The organism is Streptomyces sp. LHD-70 (genome assembly GCF_031157275.1).
Taxonomy (GTDB): domain Bacteria; phylum Actinomycetota; class Actinomycetes; order Streptomycetales; family Streptomycetaceae; genus Streptomyces.
Genome location: NZ_JAVIFW010000007.1, coordinates 385,775 through 400,283, shown reverse-complemented (window position 1 = coordinate 400,283; position 14,509 = coordinate 385,775). Strand labels below are relative to the sequence as shown.

General features: G+C 69.2%; 14 protein-coding genes and 2 pseudogenes. 3 read left to right on the top strand and 13 right to left on the bottom strand.

Going from position 1 to position 14,509, the window contains the following annotated elements:
• From RCO28_RS16775 to RCO28_RS16765, 3 genes are all read left to right on the top strand, one after another.
• On the top strand, nucleotides 1-437 hold a 437-nt coding region (locus RCO28_RS16775; protein WP_308941928.1), incomplete at its 5' end, for a hypothetical protein.
• 43 nt (nucleotides 438-480) lie between these two features.
• Nucleotides 481-789 (top strand): transposase, encoded by a 309-nt coding sequence (locus RCO28_RS16770; protein ID WP_374991175.1) that lies wholly within the window; start codon nucleotides 481-483, stop codon nucleotides 787-789.
• Entirely contained in the window at nucleotides 786-1,658 is an 873-nt protein-coding gene (locus tag RCO28_RS16765; RefSeq protein ID WP_308941927.1) for an IS3 family transposase, read from the top strand. Before RCO28_RS16770 ends, RCO28_RS16765 begins: the two co-directional genes overlap by 4 nt.
• A gap of 37 nt (nucleotides 1,659-1,695) precedes the next feature.
• Here the strand turns inward: RCO28_RS16765 and RCO28_RS16760 are convergent, their stop codons facing one another.
• From RCO28_RS16760 to RCO28_RS16700, 13 genes and pseudogenes are all read right to left on the bottom strand, one after another.
• Nucleotides 1,696-2,898, bottom strand: coding sequence for a hypothetical protein (locus RCO28_RS16760; protein ID WP_308941926.1), 1,203 nt, complete (start codon nucleotides 2,896-2,898; stop codon nucleotides 1,696-1,698).
• Between the two features lie 455 nt (nucleotides 2,899-3,353).
• A complete protein-coding gene (locus tag RCO28_RS16755) occupies nucleotides 3,354-3,830 on the bottom strand; it encodes a hypothetical protein (protein WP_308941925.1) in 477 nt (158 codons plus the stop codon).
• Nucleotides 3,827-4,606, bottom strand: coding sequence for a glycosyl hydrolase (locus RCO28_RS16750; RefSeq protein ID WP_308941924.1), 780 nt, complete (start codon nucleotides 4,604-4,606; stop codon nucleotides 3,827-3,829). Before RCO28_RS16750 ends, RCO28_RS16755 begins: the two co-directional genes overlap by 4 nt.
• Nucleotides 4,603-5,208, bottom strand: a complete 606-nt coding sequence (locus tag RCO28_RS16745; RefSeq protein WP_308941923.1) for a DUF4913 domain-containing protein — start codon at nucleotides 5,206-5,208, stop codon at nucleotides 4,603-4,605. The genes RCO28_RS16750 and RCO28_RS16745 overlap by 4 nt, the downstream gene beginning before the upstream one ends.
• Before the next feature lie 93 nt (nucleotides 5,209-5,301).
• Nucleotides 5,302-5,646 carry a hypothetical protein gene (locus RCO28_RS16740; protein WP_308941922.1) on the bottom strand — a complete coding sequence of 115 codons (345 nt, stop codon included), beginning with the start codon at nucleotides 5,644-5,646 and terminating at the stop codon, nucleotides 5,302-5,304.
• Nucleotides 5,647-5,970: 324 nt separating this feature from the next.
• Nucleotides 5,971-6,198: pseudogene (locus RCO28_RS16735) on the bottom strand (C-5 cytosine-specific DNA methylase); the annotation flags it as partial.
• A 302-nt stretch (nucleotides 6,199-6,500) separates the two neighbouring features.
• Complete coding sequence (locus tag RCO28_RS16730; protein WP_308941921.1) at nucleotides 6,501-7,070, bottom strand: hypothetical protein; 570 nt, start codon at nucleotides 7,068-7,070, stop codon at nucleotides 6,501-6,503.
• A 47-nt stretch (nucleotides 7,071-7,117) separates the two neighbouring features.
• Nucleotides 7,118-8,290 carry a DnaB-like helicase N-terminal domain-containing protein gene (locus RCO28_RS16725; RefSeq protein ID WP_308941920.1) on the bottom strand — a complete coding sequence of 391 codons (1,173 nt, stop codon included), beginning with the start codon at nucleotides 8,288-8,290 and terminating at the stop codon, nucleotides 7,118-7,120.
• A complete protein-coding gene (locus tag RCO28_RS16720; protein WP_308941919.1) occupies nucleotides 8,287-8,517 on the bottom strand; it encodes a hypothetical protein in 231 nt (76 codons plus the stop codon). The genes RCO28_RS16725 and RCO28_RS16720 overlap by 4 nt, the downstream gene beginning before the upstream one ends.
• Nucleotides 8,514-10,302 (bottom strand): annotated as a pseudogene (locus RCO28_RS16715) (type IV secretory system conjugative DNA transfer family protein). The gene RCO28_RS16720 and the pseudogene RCO28_RS16715 overlap by 4 nt, the downstream one beginning before the upstream one ends.
• A 568-nt stretch (nucleotides 10,303-10,870) precedes the next feature.
• Nucleotides 10,871-11,611, bottom strand: a complete 741-nt coding sequence (locus RCO28_RS16710) for a hypothetical protein (RefSeq protein WP_308941918.1) — start codon at nucleotides 11,609-11,611, stop codon at nucleotides 10,871-10,873.
• A 428-nt stretch (nucleotides 11,612-12,039) separates the two neighbouring features.
• Nucleotides 12,040-13,488 (bottom strand): group II intron reverse transcriptase/maturase, encoded by a 1,449-nt coding sequence (gene ltrA / locus RCO28_RS16705; protein WP_308941917.1) that lies wholly within the window; start codon nucleotides 13,486-13,488, stop codon nucleotides 12,040-12,042.
• An 841-nt stretch (nucleotides 13,489-14,329) separates the two neighbouring features.
• Nucleotides 14,330-14,506: a hypothetical protein gene (locus tag RCO28_RS16700; RefSeq protein ID WP_308941916.1), complete on the bottom strand. Its 177-nt coding sequence runs from the start codon at nucleotides 14,504-14,506 to the stop codon at nucleotides 14,330-14,332.
• Nucleotides 14,507-14,509: the final 3 nt, after the last annotated feature.

The following is a 14,509-nucleotide window of genomic DNA, read 5'->3' as shown; positions in this document are numbered from 1 at the left end:
CCGACCTGGCGCGACACCTTTCAGGCGGCCGCGTGAACATCACCGAGTTCCTGACGGATCTCCAGGCCCGCCACGACGAAGCCGTTGCGCGGGCTGATGAACTCCGCGGTCAGATAGAGGACTTGACCGGCGCACTCGCCGAGACCGAAGCACGGCTCGCGGAGCTGACCACCGCCCGAAAGGTCATCGCCGAACTCGCGCCGACCGGCGGCGGAGGCGAGCTCGATCCGCCCGAGTCGAGCACTGCCTACCAAGCCATCGTGAACGCCTTCAACCAGCACCCCGACCAGGCATTCCGGGTCCGTGAACTACACGAACTCCTCGGCATGCCCACCGACGACCCGGTCATGAACGTCACGCGCAGCCGCCTCGGACGCCTCACCCGCCAAGGCTTCCTCACCCAACCCGGACGAGGCCGCTACCAGAAACGGACTTAACGACCTCTGAGATCAGGGGCCCTGCCCCGGAAGGATGTCCATCATGGAGAGCATGGGGAAGAAGAAGCCACGCCCTCGCCGCTCGTTCGCGCCGGAGTTCAAGGCTGAGATCGTCGAGCTGTGTCGGCGTGGTGACCGCTCGGTCGGCCAGATCGCCAAGGACTTCGACCTGACCGAGACCGCGGTGCGGCTGTGGGTCAGCCAGGCCGAGGTCGACGCCGGCGAGAAGGACGGGCTGACCAGCAGCGAACGCGAGGAGTTGGCCGCGCTGCGGCGGGAGAACCGCCGTCTGCGCGAGGACGTCGACATCCTCAAGCGGGCCACGGCTTTCTTCGCGAAGGAGACCCGGTGACGGTGCATCCGTTCATCGAGGCGGAGAAGCAGGACGGTCACAACGTCAAGCGCGCATGTGAACTGCTCAAGGTCTCCCGCACCGCCTTCTATGCCCGCCGCAGCGGCAAGCCCGGTCCCCGCGCGGTCCGCGATGCCGAGCTGACCCAGCAGATCACCGCAGTCCACGAGCGTTCACGCGGAACTTACGGAGCCCCGCGCGTCCATGCCGTGCTCAAGCAGGAAGGCGCTGACTGCAGCCGCCGCCGGGTTGCCCGGCTGATGCGGGCGGCCGGACTCGAGGGACGGCACCGCAGACGACGGCACCCGACCACGATTCCTGATCCACAAGCCGCCGTCCGGCCTGACCTCGTGGTCCGAGACTTCGCCCCCGACGCCTCAGGGCTCGATACCCGTTGGTGCGGCGACATCACCTACGTCCCGACCGAAGAGGGCTGGCTCTATTTGGCCACGGTCATCGACATCGCCTCGCGGCGGGTGGTCGGCTGGGCAACCGCCGATCACCTGCGGACCGACCTGGTCGCCGACGCTCTCAAAATGGCCTTTCGGCAGCGTCGCCCGGTCCATCCGGTGATCTTCCACTCGGATCGCGGCTGCCAATACACCAGCCAGCAATTCGCCTCTCTTGCCGATGAGTTGGGCATCCGCCTATCTGTCGGCCGCACCGGACAATGCTGGGACAACGCGCTCGCCGAGTCCTTTTTCGCCACCATCAAACGCGAAATGCTCGGCACCACCGCCTGGCCCAGCCGGGCCGGTGCCCGCACCGCGATCTTCGACTTCATCGAAGGCTGGTACAACTTGCACCGACTGCACAGCAGCCTCGGCTACCGCAGTCCCGCCGACTACGAGACCGCCCTCGCGGCCTGACCACCACACCGATAGTGTCCGTCAAAGCGGAACAAGCTCAGTCGGGCCTGGTGACATGGCTGCGTACGCAGGGGGCGTCTCTGCGGACGGGCTTGTTCGTGCTCTCGGGGTACATGATCCAGTCGCCGTTCTCCCACTTCGGGATGACGTCGGCGCACTTGCTGTTGATGGTCTTGCTGCCGCCGCTCTCGTAGGTGCTGGCGAACGGGAACTCATCGCAGGAGTCGTTCGGCACCACTTGAGGCATGCGCTTGAAGGGCGAAGGGCCGCTGCGGCAGATGCGCTTGCGCCAGGTATCAGCGATTTTCTCGTCCGCCATCCGCCGCAGGCCCTTGCCCCAATTCTGGCCGGTCATGTAATCGATCGCCCATGCGTAGGTGAACGCGGCTGCCTTGTACTTGGCCGCGGAGAGCTCGAATCGCGCCTTGACGGAGGGGTACACGCACCCGGCACCGGCGCCGACGGCGCGGTCGCAGCGGATCATGTGCTCCTGGTTCCAGCTGATGTTGGGCCGGATGGGCAGATCGCCCCGCTGGTTGACATGTATGCGGGTGCCGACGGTGGTCTTGAGGGACTCACCCTTGGCCGGGTCCAGACGGTATGTCATCGAACCGGTCGCCGCCCGGCCACCGGGGCGCAGTGTCTTCGCTCCGCTCCAAGCGGACTTCTTGACCATCGTGCAAGAGCCCGAGCAGGTGCCGCTGAGGCCAATGTTGAGGCTGCGCACGGCACGGGAGCCCTTGATCATGGCGACGGTGACGTTTTCGGTCCAGGTCGCCTGGGTTGAGCTGAGCTGGATGGAACCTGACACCTTGAACGTGCCCGTGCCCAAGGGGCGTCCAGTACGCGTGTTGATCTGCGTGTACGTCATGGTGGTGTCGCGGTAGCAGTAGTTCTGGCGCAGGTAGTAACTCTGACCTGGGCGGGTGAGGGCGCAAGCGCCGTCCGAGGCCGCGGTGACCGTCTTCGTCTCGATGTCATGGCTGTCGGTGGGCGTGGCCTTGGTATCGAAGCTGATGCAGTTGGCCGCTCTGCTCTTGCCCCCCGCAGTGTCACTGCAATCGGCCGTGGTGCGGGGCGAGATGGCGCTGCGTAGCGCGAGCCGGGCCCCCGCCTTCTGTAGCTTGACGCCCCCCAGGGGTGCTGTCCTCGGCGCCGATGCCTTGTCGTCGGATGCTTGGCCATCTGGAGCAGGTGACTGGCAGCCCGCCACAAGCAGCCCCAGCATCATGGCCGCCACTGCGACAACAGTCCTGGGCCGCCTCGAAGTTCCCCCGTTGCGCAGCACAGCAACGCCCCCGTCTTGAGTTTTCCGCATAGCTTGCAGATGATCATGGTCGAATCGAAGCGATACCTTACGCTCAGCTTTCCGTGCCCATGTCATTTCACCTGCGGATCCGCACAACATGCGCACACCCGCAACTGCCAGGCGCGCTCGACCTCCAGCCTGACAACGCTCGGAGAGCAAGGCCAGCACGAAGCCCCGGCCCGGGGCTTCGTGCTGACAGCCCTTCGAGGCGGTCGTTCAGCTTGCCGATCACCTGGGGCCCGGCCGCCAGTGCGCCCAGGATGGGGTGCAGGTAGGAGCGGCTGGGGGCCGTCGGGAACTCGGCGGTGAGGATGCAGGAGACGCTCTGCGCGGCATTGGTGAGAAGGTCCGCCAGTTCGGTACGGGTCAGGGGGCGCGGTCGGCGGTCATCGTTGGGGAACCTTTCGGGGAGTGGCAGCCGGAAGTGGGGCTGCTGCTGGAGGACTTGCCGGGCCCGCTGTCGGTCGGTCGAGGGCGAGCGACGACCGGGACCGTGCGGCCCGCACGCGCGCCTCGGTGGCGGAGTTGGTCTCGACGTCTTGCTGGGGGCTGGTGCGCAGGTGGGCCGAGCGGTAGACCGCGTAGTCCTTGCGGCTCCCGGCGGCGACGAGGTAGATCTCGCGCTTGTGGGTCGAGGTCGGGGGAGCGGGTCGGAACTGGATGACCATCCGGTAGGCGACGGAGGGGTCGACGTAGACCTTGTGGAAGCCGGCGAGGCGGCCCTTCAAGGCCAGGCAGTCGTCGCTGCCGTGGACCAGGTTCTGCAGCTCCAGCAGCGCCAAGTTGCGTATCTCGTCGGGAAGTTGACGCAGGTCGGCGATGGCGTCGGGGTGTGCGGCGAAGGCAAAGAGGGCGCGGCTCACAGCAGCCTCCCCTGTACCGGACGCTGGCCCGGTCCCGTCGGGGCGGGGCGTGGGGTGTCGACGCTGGCCTTCGGCGTCGTGGACGCGCCGGCCGACCGGGAGAGGGCGATGCGGGCGATGCGGGCCCGGACGACGGCGCCGTTGCTATCGCTGTACTCCGGCGGTTCCGGCAGCGAGCCGCTGCGGTCGTCGAGCCAGGAGCGGGCAGCACCCACATCCGCGAAGGCGCCCTCGCGCATCGAGTAGGTGCCGGCATCGTGGTCCCACTCTTCGTGGAAGACACGAATCGGTGCCTGACCGGCGCTGGAGTCGCGGGTCAGCGTCCAGGTCTCGCTCGGGTTGAAGTCCGAGGTGTGGGTGTCGAGGACCTTGTAGCGAGTGCCCGACTCCCGGATCTGCTGTTCCACCTGAACAGTGAGGTCGTCGGCGGGCTTGACGTAGTCGCCGCCGACCAGAGCGATGCGTTCGGGCGGGCAGCCTCGTTCGACGAGCCAGCTCTGGGCGAAGGACGCTGTGGCGTGGTGGCTCGTCTCCAGCGTGAACGTGGACTGGCTGAGGTCCCGCGCGACCGTGATCGCAACGAGCTGTGGCGAGCCGGGGATTCCCCACGTGAGCGATCGGTCGTGGGCGAGGACGAAGCTGTGCGAGCCGTTGGGAGTGGAGTGGTGCTGGGCCAGGGCCGTCAGGTCACTGAACCAGAACCTGTCCATCTCCTCCTCGGAGGCGTCATCGGCGGGCGCGAGTCCGTCGAGGTCGAGATCGAAGGCGTCGTTCACGCCGCCACCCCTGACTGCTCGGGCGCCGGGGTGGCCAGCACGCGATGGTTGAGCCGGTTGGCGCTGGTCGCGCAGGCCGCGAAGGGGCCGTCGGGGGCACGCAGGTGCGCCAGCGTCTGGTCCAGGTGGTCGCGGTGCCAGGTCGACGGACCGGACAAGCCGGCCTCCGTATCGGTGAACTGCTGCCACGCGAGCCAGAGCGCGTGGAGCCGGGCGACGGCCTCCAGGTGCTCGTGCCACTGGGCGCACCACGGCCGAGTCGTGCTGATCTCCCGGCCGTAGACCGGGAGGAAGAGGTAGTTCACCCAGTCGCTGAGGGCGGTGAGTTCGACTGCGTACGCCTCGCCGCCCAGGGCGAGGATGAACACCGAGGCGGGGCCGTCGATCTGTTTGGGGTCGGCCGCCCCGGCTGCCGAAGCGCCGTCCGCCTGCTGGCTGGCAGCGGGTGCGGGATCGGGTTCGGAGCCGAGGCGGTCGAGGATGACGCCGTGCCGCCTTACCTCGGCCATGGTCTTGGCGAGGGTGCTGGCGAGGTCGTCGAGGTCCCCGTCGGGGACACGGAACGGCTCCGGGTCGGGGGTGGTCGGGCTGGTGTCGGACATGCGGGCGTTCTCCATCTGTGAGACGGCGACATGCCCGAGAGGATCCGGAGAATCCGCGGTTTGGTCCTGCCGAGAAGACCCGGTAGTGGGGCGCTACCCGCCTGCGCAACGAGGGCAGCGCGGAAAGGGCGGTGCCAGCAACTGCAGTGCGCGCGAAGCCTGTTGGGGGACGACGCCGTTGCCGAGCGCGGTGAGCTGCGCCGGGCGTCCGAGCCCCGGGGTGGCGGTGACCCAGCCGGTGTCCAGGCCCTGCATCCACTCGACGAAGTCGGCGCGGAGCCGCCCGGCCGCGTCGGTGGGGGCCGGTGCGGGGCGGGTGGCCCTCTCCCATCGGGCGATGGCGGCGGCGTACGCTCCCCATCGCCGGTCTGCTCCTCGGCCGGAGGGGTCGACTCCGTCCAGAGCGGGAGGACCACCGCTGACAAGGGAGGACGCCACCCCTTGCCAGGGAGGCGACCCGGGGCCGTGTCGCTGGCCCTCGGCATGGGCAGCAGCGACGCGGCTGCGCTGGGCAGGGTCATGTCCCCGTTGCCGTGCCGCTGGTTGGGCGAGCCCTTGATCCTGTCCGACGCCTTCGGTGTCGGTTGCAGGAGCCACTCGACCTCGTCGGCCAGGTTCGGGCCGTGGCCCCCGTCCTTCCTCTTGGAAGGGTGTTGGGAGCCGCCGTTCTTGCCGATGTTGCTGGTCGGCGTCTTGAGCAAGGTGTCCGGTGGGCCAGGCGGCGAGGAAGGTCCGCTCGCGGCGGTGCGGGGCCCCGATGTCGGAGGCGCGAAGCACGAGCCACTTCGCGTCGTACCGGAGATCGGCCAGGGATCCGAGTACGGCACCGAGTGCCCGCAGAGGAGGCTGACCTGTGGTGTCTCCCAGACACCACGGGCAGGGTTCCACGTCGCCAGGGGAACCGGCGGGGGAGGTGAGGAGGCCGCGCACATTCTCGATCACAACCAGGCAGGGACGGAGGGCCTCGACCGCACGGGCGACGTGCAGCCAAAGCCCCGAGCGGGTCTGGGCGTTGAGTCCGGCCCGGTGGCCGGCGACCGAGACGTCTTTGACAGGGGAAACCTGCCGTCAGGACGCACACCCGGGGCGCGGTGGACCAGTCGACGGTCGTGATGTCGCCCAGGTTGGGCACGCCCGGCCAGTGGCGAGCCAGGATGCGCGAGGCGTTCGGATCGACCTCCGCGTGTCAGGCCAGCGTGCCGCCGAGGGCGGACTGCACGCCCAGGTCGAGGCCGCCGTACCCCGAGCAGAGCGATCCGATGAGCGGGGGATGCGCGAGGGCGGTGGGCATGTCACCGCCCCCGCGTGATCCGGATCGGGGGAGCTGCGGGCGGGATGGCAGGGGGCGGGGGAGCGGGAGAGGGTGCCGCGGTGACGGAACGGCTGCGAGCGGCTTCGACGCGGGCGGGCGAGGGTGAGATTGCCGCCGCTGCGGCGCGCAGGCCCTCGCAGGTCTCGCGAAGGGCCTCGTCCGCGATACCGAGGGCGTTGCCCATCACCAGTCGGTCGTTCTCCTCAGCCTCGGGCTCGTCGCCGAGGTGCAGGGCCTGGTCTCGGGCGGAGAGCCGGTGCGCCACGGTGCCGAGCGCGGACGCCGCCTCACACGCGGGTCGGATGGCGGCGGCGAAGCCCGTGACGGCCGGGGAGGTGTACCCGTCCCGCCTCTGCTCGGCATCACGGAAGAGGACCTCGTCGGTCAGATCGGCGAGCAGGATGCCGACGGCGGAGAGCTGACGGGCGACGGTGACGCTGTCCAGCGGGCGGTCGGGATCCCCGGTAGCCGGGAGTTTGCCGCGCACGGCGTTGAAGCTTGATGCCGTGGCGCGCAGGGCCCAGGCGTCGGTAGAAGAGGTGTCAGTCAAGGCGAACTCCAAGCGATAGAAAGGGACATGGCTGGACCGAGAGCGGGTTAGGGGTGGCCGCGCGCAGGCGAGCGGGCACTGGCCGGGGCGGGGACGGGACGGGTCCGGGCCGGGGGTGAGGGGGCCGGGTGCGGCGTGCTGCGGGCGCGGGCGGCCTGCACCCGGGCCGGAGGCGGCCCGCTCGCCAACGGGGTGGTCGACGGCTTCGGAGCCGGGCTGCCGTTCGCGGACTGCCAGCGGGCGCGCACCTCGTCGAGCGGGCCGAGCGCGTGCAGGGCGTGGTTGATCAACCGACCGGGCCCCAGGGCTTCGTCCTCGGCCAGAGCCCGGACGGCACGCGCGGAGGCGGCTGCGGTACGCGTGAGCGAGGAGCGCATCACCCGTTCCCCGAGCCATTCGGCGCTGCCGGGGACCATGCCGTCGCAGATGGCGGTGAGCTGCTCGCCCGACAGCGTGCCGTCGGCCAGGAGGCCGCGCCGCTGGGCTTCCCAGAGCAGGGTGATCCGGTCGATGGGCTCGCCCCGGTGGTGCAGCGCGCCGAGGCACCGGTAGAGCTGCCCGTGGGCCGGGTCGGCGAAGTCACCCGGCCGCAGCCAGGCCACCACCTCGTCCATGGCCCTGGGCTGTTCGGTGAGGACGGCCAGGAGGAACCGCTCGTCCTCGGCGACCTGGTCGGCTCGAACCGGCGGCGAGGCGGCCGGGGCGGTGGCCGGCGAAGTGGCGGGCGCGACCGGGCGCGGTTCGGTTCCCCAGCGCCGTGCAAGATCGGTGAGCACCCCGGTCAGGACATCCGCGGAGCGCAGCGCACCCTCGACCTCACCCCGCAGGGCGTCGGCCCGAGCCGCTTGGTGAAGGCGGATCGCGTGCTGGGCGACGGTGCGGTGGATCGCCCCCTCCAGCACCATGCGGCCGTACACCGGAGCGTGCTCGGGGCGCGGACATGCCTGGATCAGGGTGTGGGCGTACACCGCGGTCAGCCCCCGGACGTGGAGGCTGGCCTCGTCGATCGCGTCGGTCACCCACGACAGCGGCACCGGCCCGTTGGGGATGCCGACTGTGGGGTGGCCGTCACTTCGGAGCTTGCGGAGCGCGGCGAACAGAGCCTGGTGGACCGGCCGGTAGAAGTGATCCGGCGCGAGCCAGTCCAGGTGCGCGAGCTGGTCCGGGTCGAGGAGCACGGAGCCGAGGACCGCCTGCTCGGCGCTCAGCAACGGGTTCATCGCCAGCCCCGCGGATCGGAGCAGGAGGAGTCGCTCTGCCGGGTGTGGAGGTCGTGGATCGCCCGGTCGGCAGCGGCCATCGCCTGGGCGAAGTCGTCCAACACGGCGGTGAACGCGGGATCGGAGGCCGGAATCGAGCCCGCCCTGCCGACCAGCCACCACTGGCCGCCGCGCAGAACAACCGGCGAGCGCGGCAGCCGCCCGGGACGCGGCCTGGGCGCGCTCACGCCGACAGTCCGAAGTCGTCGTGCCCGATGGTCTTCGCGCGGGCCCGCTCGGTGATCGCCTTCGTGGCGCGGGCGGAGGCCGGCCCGACCACCTTGGCGGAGGGTTCCTTGTACCAGGGCTTGAGGTTGAGCATGGCGACCCGGATACCGGTGGCCAGCAGCAGCACCTTCCCCTTCGGAAGGGCACGGATCGCGTCGGGCGGCAGGATCCGCTCGGTGCGCATGCTCACCGAGGTGGACTTGCCGCTCTCGCTCGTCGACACCGAAGTCGTCTGGACATCGTGATCGCCGACCTGCCGACTGAGTCGGTCGGCGAAGTCTGCGTCGTCGATGCCCGACCCGATGATCTTGACGGTGGCGGCGGAGTACAGAGCGTCCATGCCCGCCTCGCCCCAACACCGCTGCCCCTGACGGTAGGACTGCAGGATCGTCATGGGGATGACGCCCCGGCTGCCCAAGTGGCTGTAGAGGTCCGGGAGATCCGAGATGCGGCACACGTTGGCGGCTTCGTCGAGGACACACAGGGCGGGCGGATCGAGCCGCCCGCCCGAGCGCTCAGCCACGATCACGGCCGCGCGCATCACGGCGTCGGCCGCCGCCGCGATGATCGCGCTCGCGCTGCCGCCGCCGTCCTTGCTGAGCAGATACAGCGTGTCCCGGGAGGCGGCGAAGGCGAAGGGCTTGAACTCGGGGAGGTCCTCGTTCGGCGTGACCCAGGCGGCCACGTCCGAGTCGAGCAGGCAGCTCGCGTACTGCCTCGCCGTCTCGAAGATGCCGTCGCGGGTCTCGGTCGCGCCGGAGACGGTGCCCTGGAGCTGGGCGGCGACCGCGTCGTGTCCGGCGTCGGTCAGCAGGTCCACCGGGGTGCGGTCGGCCGGGGTGGCGAGCCAGGCCAGAACGTCGGTGATCGGCCGCCGGTGGCTGGCGGCCGCCAGGAACAGGGCGCCGAGGGTGTTGCTCGCGGCGGTGGACCAGAAGTCGGAGCCGCTCGACTCGTCCACGCTCGCGGCGACGAAATGCCCGGCGAGCCGCTTCGCCCCGGCCAGGTCGCGGGCGTCGGCCAGGATGTCCCACCACATCTCGCGCGGATGGTGGGCGATCTGCTGGGGGTCGAGGGTCCAGATCGTGCCGACTTCTGCGCGGGCGTCTACCGTCGCGGTGAAGGCGTCGTTCGCAGCCTTGTTGCTGGTGAGCAGGACCGGGCCGGGCGCCGAGAGGATCGCGGGGATCGCCAGTCCGGAGGTCTTCCCGCTTCGGGGAGCCATGATCGCGACGATCACGTCCTCCCAGGAAGCGCGGACCTCGGCCCGCCCCGGGGCGAGGGTGCCGAGCAGGATGCCGCGGTCAGCGGGAGCGACCTCTTTTACGCTCCCGGTCGCTGAGGGACGGCCGCAGGCTCTTCGACTTGGCGGTGATCTCCTTGTCCAGCAGCGGCGCCAGGTCACCCTTCCGGGCGAGGCCGCTCTTCGAGCCGGAGCGCCAGCGCATCCACAGCACCAGGCCGGTGGTGATCAGGGCCAGGGTGAGCAGGCCGGGGACGACGCGTGCGCCGACCCGCAGCGCGGTGGTGCTCAGGGACGGCCACAGCACATCGGGGTGCAGCAGGGCGTCGGTGGCGCGGAACGGGGCCCACGGTCCGCTGCCGACAAGGGAGTTGGTGACATTGCCCGTCAGCCAGGCGAGGGAGCCGAAGGCCATGGCGGCGCCGAGGACGCCGAACAGGAGGTAGAGGAGCGCGTCCGACCCGGTGGTGGTCGAGGGCGCGCTGGTACGAGGGGAGGGCACGGCGGTTCCTTGGGGGTGCGAGCGGGCGGGGGCGGGGCGCGCTCGGCTCTCGTACTCCTCACGGGCCAACTCCTTGTGGATCGAGGACGTTTCAGCAGCGGCGGGCGGCGGGGCGTGCCGCGGACAAGGGCAGGGGCGGCGCAACGCCCGGAGGGTGCTGGTCGGCGACGACGGTCGTCGGGGGTCGACCTGCGGCGAGGGGTACGGGCAGCACGCTGCCGGCCCGCTTGGGGATCCGGAGAGAAGCCGGTACCGGGGCTGCGGCGGTACCGAGGGCGTCGTCGAGTAGTTCCCATGTCCGCAGGACGTTGACCGTCTCGTGATGCCTGGGGTCGGTCCGCTCGGCGGGACAGGCGGCGACCCGCCCTCGGCGATCCCCAACTGCTCCTGAACGTCCCGGAGCATGCCGTGGGCGGCGGCCAGCCGCGTCCAGGTCTCGAAGGCGGGGTGGTGGTGATCGGATGTTGTGCTGCATCGCGATGCCGACGGTGTCGCCGATGCTCGAGTAGAACTCGGGCACGAGTGCTCCATGGTGGTTGTCTTGGGCGACCTGGCAGTGGGTGCCGGATTACCGCTGCGGACCAGGAGCGTGCGGCGGGCGGACGGCCGCGCTGGAATGCGCCGCTTCGACGCCGAGGGCCGCGGGGACCTTGGCGTTCGCCGCAGCCGGGGACGTGGCCAGCGCGGCGCCCCAATGGTCGGACAGATTCGGGGAGTGCGTTCGCGTCTCGGTCTGAAGCTGCTGTGGGTTGCCGACACGGCGCAACTCGACCTCGGAGTCGACGAGTTCAGACTGAGCAGAGCTGACGAACTCGGAGGCGAAGCCGAACCGGTCCGCGAGCGCGTACGCCTCGTCGTCGAGGTCGTTGATCTGCTCGCCCGCTGCCTCCAGCGCTTCTCGTACGCGCTCCAGAGCACCGTGTTCGGGGTGAAGAAGGTGGTCGACGGCTTGCTGGAGGTCGGCCCCGTTATCGGCCGACCTGATCCGGTCCGTGATCTGGAGAAGTTCCGCGCCGGCGGCGTAGGGCCCGAGGGGGTGTGCCGGAGGACTCATCTGGGCCATGTCGAGGGAGGAAGGGAGGTCGACGCTGTAGCGGGCGGCGCGGAGCATTTCGGCTGCGTGGGTGGCGATGGCGACCTTGTCGGCGACCGGGGTGGTCGTGGGAAGGCGATGTCGTCGGCCGTGCCAGTCGTCGATCTGCTGGAAGCCGGCGTGCTTCAGGAGTGAGGCGGAGAGGTCGTCGGTGGCTCCCTTCGCCACGACGCTGCCGCTGAACTCGGAAGTGATGGTGATCGAAGGGGCAGGCACGTGGGTCTCCTGGGCGCGGGGGTCGGGTCTGGAGCGGCGGGCTGGTGCCGCTAGCTCGAAGGCGAGCGGCACAGTGAGGACCCGGTGAGTGGGCTCAGGGAGAGAGTCCGCAGATTCCGGGGTTTGGGCCTGCCGGAGATCGCTGGTAGATGCCGCTGCTTGCGCGGGGAGCCCAGATCGCCGACGGGAGAAAGGGGACCGGTGTCCCGCCGTAGCGGGACACCGGGCGGTCAGAAATGGGGATTCTCGGTCGGCCGGTCAGCCTCGGTGGCGGCCTGGAGCAGCTCGGTGAGGTCGTCCGGCTCGGAGGAGCGGTGAGGTCGGCCTGGGGCGCGGTACTGGCCTTTTGACCAGTCCGTTTCCCCAGGCCGCCTCCCGAACCGGACGTGCCCGTTACCAAGCATCCGGCTCTCCACTGTTTCGTGGCGTCAGGCGAGTTGCCGTGCCAAATACTCGGCCCATGGGGTTGGAATTCTCTCGCCGCGGAACCGGTAGCGAGTTACTTCCCTCGATGCGGCCAGATAGAGTCGCACGTTCTCCGTGGGGTCTGCCCACAGCCATCGATCGAATTGATACCGACGCCGTAGTTGCTTCCTGCTGGCACGGCGGTGCTTCTTCCGCAGCCACCTTCCGACGAGCCACCACACGTAGTGGCTGAGGTAATGGAAGGTGTGCGACGAAACGCCGTGCTGGAAGTACGCAGTCCATCCCCGCAGCACCTGATTGATCCGGCGTAGCAGGGTGCCGAGCGGGACGTTCGTGGTCTGTTTCGCGATGGCCTTCACCTTGTGCTTGACCGACGTCAACGCTTTGTCGGACGGCCAGGTGTAGACGTATCGCTTACGACTTCCCTTCTGGATCTGCCGCTGGATACGGAAGCCGAGAAAAGTGAAGCCCTCGTCGATGTGGACGACATTCGTCTTCTCCTCCGATAGACGCAGTCCCATCGGGGAGAGGATCTCTGCAGTTCGGCCCCGGATCGCTTCAGCGTGCGCTTTGGTCCCTGCAACCATCACCACAAAGTCGTCGGCATACCGCACGAGGCGGTAGGTCGCTCCTCCGCGACGACGGAGCCGGGTCCGCGCATTGCTGTCGCGTCCGGCCCTCTGCCACTGCTCGGCGAAGAACTCGTCGAGCACGGACAAGGCAATGTTGGCCAGCAGAGGCGACAGAATGCCGCCCTGCGGAATGCCGGTGTCGGTGCGCCTGACCAGCTGGCTCTCGGAGAGGATGCCAGCTTTCAGGAACCCCTTCACCAGACCCAGGACGCGCTTGTCTGCGACGCGGTGTCGCACCCGGCCCATGAGGGCCGTGTGGTCGATCTCGTCGAAGCACGCCGTGATGTCCGCCTCCAGGACCCAGTGGTAGATGCTGGTTCCGTAGTGGTGGATCTCAGCGATGGCGTCCTGAGCACGCCGGTTCGGGCGGAAGCCGTAGGAGCACGGCTTGAAGTCCGCCTCGAAGATCGGCTCCAAGACCAGCTTGAGAGCCGCCTGCACCACCCGGTCCCGCACCGTCGGAATGCCCAGCCGGTGCACCTTGCCGCCGGCCTTCGGGATCATCCGCTCACGTACGGGCATCGGGCGGAACGCCCCGGTCTTCAGGTCGGCCCGCAGCACGGCCAGAAACTCCTCCAGGCCGTAGCGGACTTCGACACCGGTGGCGGTCAGCCCGTCCACCCCTGCCGAACGGGCTCCCCTGTTGCCCCGCACCCGGCTCCACGCAATGAGCAGGAAGGCCGGGTCACAAACGAGGTTGAACAGATCATCGAACCTCTGCGACGGATCATCCGTCGCCCAACGATGCAGCTTGGCCTGGATTCCCAGTACCCGGCGTTCGGCCTTCATCAAGGCCCACTCCAGCTCGTCGGTATTCACCCACGACCTCCTGGCATTCCAGCACCTGCACTGCGCAACAGCTGCCGCCCTTCGCCATGTGGACGGCTTTCCCGCCCTCGGACTACTACGGCGGCTCCGTCCCACTGCACGACTTCCGGTCGACGACGGACCTGGCCACTCCCGCACTGGAGGTGCGGACAGACGGCGGGCCGCGCAGCGGTTCCCACGTTCACCACAAACCGATCGGCGGGGGGTGCCCAGCTCTTCCCCGGCAGCATGGCCACGCCTACGCCGCAGACCTTCGGCGTGACTCCCGACGACAGCAACAAGAACTGCCGCCGGGCGCGCTCCGTCGACCAAATACTCGGCGCCTACTGCAATCCAGCCCATATCCACCAGATTTGAGCTGGCGGTGGAGTTACGGGGGTTCAGCCACTGGTTCACTCGCGTTACACCTCTCCGCCTTGCTTGCCGCACCCAGGCCGTCTGGTAGTTCCGGCCCGTCACGGCTTTGTCAGGGCTGCTTTCCGCCCTCCCCGGCGTCTCCCGGATCGGACTGCCCTCAGCTTCACCACCCCGCTGCGACGGGACGGCGGTGGAGTCCTTCCACCCCCACTCGGTTACGTGGCGCCTCGTGGCGCACCTGGTTGATCCACCATCCGGCACGGGTGACGCTACGAACGGCTTCCTCGATCCCTTCCCACACCGTCTCGGTGGTGTCGCCGTCGAGGACCAGGGCGGTGTAGGCGGCTGCCAGGACCTGGTGACGACAGCGCACAGCCCAGGCGACGGCCCGTTCGGTCCCCTCCAGAGGGGGCATCCGGTACTGCTGCGACCAGTCTTCGGACTCTGCCTGCTCTTCGGCCCGCTTGGCCTTCAGTCAGGCCTCCTTGTCCGTCTCGTCGCCCACTTTGGAGGCGCGCCAGCAGTCGGTGCACTCCTGCTTTGCGAGCCACTCGGCGAAGCCCGCACGACGGTCCGCCGGTCGGTCGGACAGGTCGCGGTCGGCCTGGTGACCGCAGGTGTGGTTGATCGACCAGATGGTCTTCACGACCATGGA

What these genes read in the sequence shown, in the direction of transcription:
- RCO28_RS16770 (WP_374991175.1), top strand. Translation starts at nt 481, where the DNA reads ATGGAGAGCATGGGGAAGAAGAAGCCACGCCCTCGCCGCTCGTTCGCG.
- RCO28_RS16745 (WP_308941923.1), bottom strand. Translation starts at nt 5,208, where the DNA reads ATGTCCGACACCAGCCCGACCACCCCCGACCCGGAGCCGTTCCGTGTC.
- RCO28_RS16700 (WP_308941916.1), bottom strand. Translation starts at nt 14,506, where the DNA reads ATGGTCGTGAAGACCATCTGGTCGATCAACCACACCTGCGGTCACCAG.
- RCO28_RS16725 (WP_308941920.1), bottom strand. Translation starts at nt 8,290, where the DNA reads ATGAACCCGTTGCTGAGCGCCGAGCAGGCGGTCCTCGGCTCCGTGCTC.